This is a genomic window from Actinomadura sp. WAC 06369, assembly GCF_003947565.1.
Classification (GTDB): Bacteria; Actinomycetota; Actinomycetes; order Streptosporangiales; family Streptosporangiaceae; genus Spirillospora; species Spirillospora rifamycini.
Genome location: NZ_QHJN01000292.1, coordinates 1 through 5352 on the forward strand (window position 1 = coordinate 1; position 5352 = coordinate 5352).

Genomic DNA, 5352 nt, shown 5'->3' on the forward strand with positions numbered 1-5352 from the left:
GGGCGGGCCAGGTCTCCGGCGGGCGGGCGTCGCGGCGGAAGGTGACGGCGACGGCGGCGGTCGGGTGGGCGGTGTGGTCGAACGCGCAGGCCGCGATGCTGGCGAACCCCTCGGTGACGTGGCCGTCCTCGGACGCCCAGCCGCGGCGGGCGTCCTCGGCGAGGACGCGGCGGAGCGCGCGCAGGGTCGTGGGGCCGCGGCCGGTGCGGTCGACGAGCGGGCCGCCGGGGAAGAGGGCGCGGAGCTGCGCCGGGGGCAGGTGCGCGAGGAGGGAGCGGCCGCTCGCCGTGAGGTGGGCGGGCAAGCGGACGCCGACGTCCGTGACGAGCGTCGCGTGGTGCGGCGGCTGCTCCTTGAGCAGGTACAGGGTCTCGGCGCCGTGCAGGACACCGAGCTGCGCGATCTCCCCGGTCCGGTCGACGAGGCGGCGCAGCAGGGGGCGGGCGAGGCGTTCGAGGGGTTCGTGGCGCAGGTAGGCGGAGCCGATCTCGAACGCGGCGACGCCGAGCCCCCACCGGCGCTCCTCGGGGACGTAGGCGACGAAGCCGTCCTCGGCCATCGCGGCGAGCAGGTGGTAGGCGGACGAGCGGGGCAGGCCGAGCGCGCGGGCGATGGCCGACGCGGGGAGCGGGCCGGGCGCGGCGGCCAGGTGGCGCAGGACCGCCAGGGCGCGGCGCGCGGCGGGGACCTGGCTCATGGCGCGATTGTCTCGTATCCGAGACGGATTGCGGGCCGGCGGGGTCGTCTCCGGCTGCCGTGGCCGCTGCAATGGTGGGTATGGCTTCTGGTGTGGGGGACAGGGTTGTCCGGGTCGGCCCGGACCCGCTCGCGTTCGACGACGTGGTGGCGGTGGCCCGCGACGGGGCGCGCGTCGCGCTGACGGACGAGGCGTTGAAGGTCATCGGGGAGGCGCGGGCGCACATCGAGGAGCTGTCCGCCCGGCCGACGCCGGTGTACGGGGTCTCGACGGGCTTCGGGGCGCTCGCGACGCGCCACATCCCGCCGGAGATGCGCGACCGGTTGCAGGTGAACATCGTCCGGTCGCACGCGGCCGGGTCGGGGCCCGAGGTCGAGCGCGAGGTCGTCCGGGCGCTGATGCTGCTGCGGCTCCGGACGCTCGCGACCGGACGGACGGGCGTGCAGCCGACGACCGCGCGGACGCTCGCCGCGCTGCTCAACGCGGGGATCACCCCGCAGGTGTTCGAGCACGGCAGCCTCGGCTGCTCGGGCGACCTCGCGCCGCTCGCGCACGTCGCGCTGGCCCTGATCGGGGAGGGGCGCGTCCGCGACGCGGACGGGGAGCCGCGGGACGCGGCGGAGGTGCTCGCGGAGGCGGGGATCGCGCCGGTGAAGCTCGCGGCCAAGGAGGGGCTCGCGCTGCTGAACGGCACCGACGGGATGCTCGGCATGCTCGTGCTGGCGATGCACGACCTGCGCAGGCTCCTCACGACCGCGGACCTGGCCGCCGCGATGAGCGTCGAGGCGCTGCTGGGCACCGACCGGGTCTTCGCCGCCGACCTCCAGGAGCTCCGGCCGCACCCCGGGCAGGGGACGTCGGCGGCCAACCTGCGGCTGCTGCTGGCCGCGTCGCAGATCATGGAGTCGCACCGGGGGCCCGACTGCACCCGCGTCCAGGACGCCTACTCGCTGCGCTGCTCGCCGCAGGTCAACGGCGCCGCGCGCGACACGCTCGCGCACGCCGAACTGGTCGCGGGGCGGGAGCTGGCCTCGGCCGTCGACAACCCGGTCGTCCTGCCGGACGGGCGCGTCGAGTCGAACGGCAACTTCCACGGCGCGCCGGTCGCGTACGTGCTCGACTTCCTGGCGATCCCGGTCGCGGACGTCGCGTCGATGTCGGAGCGGCGCACGGACCGCATGCTCGACAGGGGGCGGTCGGCGGGCCTGCCGGCGTTCCTCGCGGACGATCCGGGCGTCGACTCCGGGCACATGATCGCCCAGTACACGCAGGCGGGGATCGTGTCGGAGCTGAAGCGGCTCGCGGCGCCCGCGAGCGCCGACTCGATCCCGAGTTCGGCGATGCAGGAGGACCACGTGTCCATGGGCTGGAACGCGGCGCGCAAGCTCCGGCGCGCGGTCGACGGGCTCGCCCAGGTCGTCGCGATCGAGATCCTCACCGCCGCGCGGGCGCTGGACCTGCGGGCGCCGCTGCGGCCCGGCCCGGCGACCGGCGCCGTGGTCGCGCGGCTGCGCGAGGCCGTGCCGCCGCCCGGCCCCGACCGCTACCTGGCCCCCGAGATCGCCGCCGCGACCGCGCTCGTCCGGGACGGCTCGCTCGTGGCGGCCGCCGAATCCGTTGTCGGCCCCCTTTCCTGAAGGAGTTCCCCATGTCCGGACCTCGGACGGTACGCGCCCCCCGCGGCGCCGCGCTGACGGCGAAGGGCTGGCCCCAGGAGGCCGCCCTGCGGATGATCCAGAACAACCTCGACCCGGAGGTCGCCGAGCACCCGGACGACCTCGTCGTCTACGGCGGCTCGGGGAAGGCCGCGCGGACCTGGGACGCCTTCGACGGCATCGTCCGCTCGCTCACCGACCTGGCGGGCGACGAGACGCTGCTCGTCCAGTCGGGCAAGCCGGTCGGGGTGTTCCGCACGCACGAGTGGGCGCCCCGGGTGCTCATCGCGAACTCGAACCTGGTGCCGCAGTGGGCGACGTGGGAGGAGTTCCGGCGGCTCGAGTCGCTCGGGCTGACGATGTTCGGGCAGATGACCGCCGGGTCGTGGATCTACATCGGGACGCAGGGCATCCTGCAGGGGACGTACGAGACGTTCGCGGCGGTGGCGGCGAAGCGGTTCGGCGGCACGCTGGCCGGGACGGTCACGCTCACCGCGGGGCTCGGCGGCATGGGCGGCGCGCAGCCGCTCGCGGTGACGATGAACGGCGGCGTCGCGCTCTGCGTCGAGTGCGACCCGTCGCGGATCGAGCGGCGGGTGGAGCACGGGTACTGCGACGTGCGGGCAGAGTCGCTCGACGACGCGCTGCGGCTCGCCGCGGACGCGCGCGCGGCGCGGCGCCCGCTGTCGATCGCCGTCCTCGGCAACGCGGCGGACGTCGTGCCCGAGCTGCTGCGGCGCGGCGCGCCGATCGACATCGTGACCGACCAGACCAGCGCGCACGACCCGCTGATGTACCTGCCGTCCGGCATCGCGTTCGACGACATGGCGGACGCGCGCGAGAAGGACCGCGACGGGTTCATCTCCCGCGCGCGCGCCTCCATGGCGAAGCACGTGGAAGCGATGGTCGGTTTCCAGGACGCGGGCGCCGAGGTGTTCGACTACGGCAACTCGATCCGGGGCGAGGCGCAGCTCGCGGGGTACGAGCGCGCGTTCGCCTTCCCCGGGTTCGTGCCCGCCTACATCCGCCCCCTGTTCTGCGAGGGCAAGGGCCCGTTCCGGTGGGCGGCGCTGTCGGGCGACCCGAAGGACATCGCCCGCACCGACCGCGCGATCCTGGAGCTGTTCCCGGAGAATGAGTCGCTGGCCCGCTGGATCCGGATGGCGGGGGAGAAGGTCCGCTTCCAGGGGCTCCCGTCCCGCATCTGCTGGCTCGGCTACGGCGAGCGCGACCGGGCCGGGGAGGCGTTCAACGACCTGGTGGCGCGCGGCGAGGTCGGCGCGCCGATCGTCCTCGGCCGGGACCACCTCGACTGCGGGTCGGTCGCGAGCCCGTACCGGGAGACCGAGGGCATGGCGGACGGGTCGGACGCCATCGCCGACTGGCCGCTGCTGAACGCGATGCTCAACACCGCGTCCGGCGCCACCTGGGTGTCGATCCACCACGGCGGCGGCGTCGGCATCGGGCGGTCGATCCACGCGGGGCAGGTGTGCGTCGCGGACGGGACGCCGCTCGCCGCCGAGAAGCTGCGGCGCGTCCTGACGAACGACCCGGGCACGGGCGTCATGCGGCACGTGGACGCCGGGTACGGCCGGGCCGCCGAGGTCGCCGCCGAGCGCGGCGTCCGGATCCCCATGCAGGGCCGGTAGGGGCGCATGGCCTTCGAGGACATGTGGGCGGACCTGCTGCCCCTCGGCCGGGACGCGGCCACGGGCGGCTACCGCCGGTTCGCGTGGACGCCGCCCGAGCTGGAGTGCCGCGCCTGGTTCGCCGACGAGGCGCGGCGGCGCGGGCTCGACCTGGAGCACGACGCCAACGGCAACGTGATCGCGTGGTGGCGGCCCGCGGACGGCTCCCGGGCGGACGCCGTGCTGACCGGCAGCCACCTCGACTCCGTCCCGGACGGCGGCGCGTTCGACGGCCCGCTCGGCATCGTGTCGGCGTTCGCGGCGATCGACTCGCTGCGGGACCGCGGCGCCCGGCCGCGGCGGCCGGTCGGCGTCGCGGCGTTCGCCGAGGAGGAGGGCGCCCGGTTCGGCGTCGCCTGCCTCGGCTCCCGGCTGCTCACCGGGGCGATCGACCCCGCGCGGGCGCGCGCGCTGACCGACGCGGACGGACGGACGTTCGCCGACGTCCTGCACCACGCGGGACTCGACCCCGACGCGATCGGGCCCGACGAGGACCTGCTGGCCCGCGTCGGATGCTTCGTCGAACTGCACGTCGAGCAGGGCCGGGCCCTCGCCGGGCCCGTCGGCGTCGCGAGCGCGATCGTCCCGCACGGGCGCTGGCGGTTCGACTTCGCGGGGGAGGGCAACCACGCGGGCACGACCCGCCTGGCCGACCGCCGCGACCCCATGCCGCCGTTCGCGAGCATGGTGCTGGCGGCGCGCGAGGCCGCCGAACGGAACGGGACGGTCGCGACCGTCGGCAAGGTGCGGGTCGCGCCGAACGGGGTGAACGCGGTCGCGTCGTCGGTCACCGGCTGGCTGGACGCGCGCGGGCCCGACGACGCCGCCGTCCGCCGGACGGTCGCGGACGTGGACGCGGCGGCCCGCGCCGCCGCCCGCCCGCACGGCGTCGCCGTGCACCTCGCGGAGGAGTCGTACACCGAGATCGTCGACTTCAATACCGCGCTGCGCGAGCGGGTCGCGGCGGTGCTGGGCGGCGTACCGGTGCTGCCCACGGGCGCCGGCCACGACGCCGGGATCCTGTCCGCGCGAGTGCCGACGGCGATGCTGTTCGTCCGGAATCCGACCGGGGTGTCGCACGCGCCCGCCGAGCACGCCGAGACCGCCGACTGCCTCGCGGGCGTCGCGGCCCTCGCCGCGGTGCTGGACGACCTGGCGGCCGGGTAGGGGACCGGTATGCAGTGGCATGCGCAGTTCGCCTGGCTCGGTGACGGTGTGGCGGCCGACGTGCTCGTCACGGCCGAGGGCGAGCGGATCCCCCGCGTCGAACGCGGCGCCCCCGCCCCGCCGGGCGCCGCCCGCCTCCCCGGCC

General features: G+C 76.1%; 4 protein-coding genes. 3 read left to right on the forward strand and 1 reads right to left on the reverse strand.

The window, feature by feature from the left end:
• Window positions 1-697: IclR family transcriptional regulator (locus DMH08_RS38335; protein ID WP_148108655.1), on the reverse strand; the 697-nt coding region annotated here is incomplete at its 3' end.
• A gap of 71 nt (window positions 698-768) precedes the next feature.
• Here DMH08_RS38335 and hutH point away from each other — a divergent pair.
• Genes hutH through DMH08_RS38350 form a run of 3 tightly spaced genes read left to right on the forward strand, consistent with a single transcriptional unit; the run spans window position 769 to window position 5207 of the window.
• The gene (gene hutH / locus DMH08_RS38340; protein WP_442778674.1) at window positions 769-2334 is read left to right on the forward strand and encodes a histidine ammonia-lyase; all 1566 of its coding nucleotides are present in this window, start codon (window positions 769-771) and stop codon (window positions 2332-2334) included.
• Window positions 2335-2345: 11 nt separating this feature from the next.
• On the forward strand, window positions 2346-4001 hold the full coding sequence (gene hutU, locus DMH08_RS38345; RefSeq protein ID WP_125621137.1) for a urocanate hydratase: 1656 nt from the start codon (window positions 2346-2348) through the stop codon (window positions 3999-4001).
• A gap of 6 nt (window positions 4002-4007) precedes the next feature.
• Window positions 4008-5207 (forward strand): allantoate amidohydrolase, encoded by a 1200-nt coding sequence (locus DMH08_RS38350; RefSeq protein WP_125621139.1) that lies wholly within the window; start codon window positions 4008-4010, stop codon window positions 5205-5207.
• Window positions 5208-5352 lie beyond the last annotated feature (145 nt).

Bases quoted from the DNA above. Each gene is read 5' to 3' on its own strand.
- hutU (WP_125621137.1), top strand. From the start codon at position 2,346: ATGTCCGGACCTCGGACGGTACGCGCCCCCCGCGGCGCCGCGCTGACG.
- DMH08_RS38350 (WP_125621139.1), top strand. From the start codon at position 4,008: ATGGCCTTCGAGGACATGTGGGCGGACCTGCTGCCCCTCGGCCGGGAC.
- hutH (WP_442778674.1), top strand. From the start codon at position 769: ATGGTGGGTATGGCTTCTGGTGTGGGGGACAGGGTTGTCCGGGTCGGC.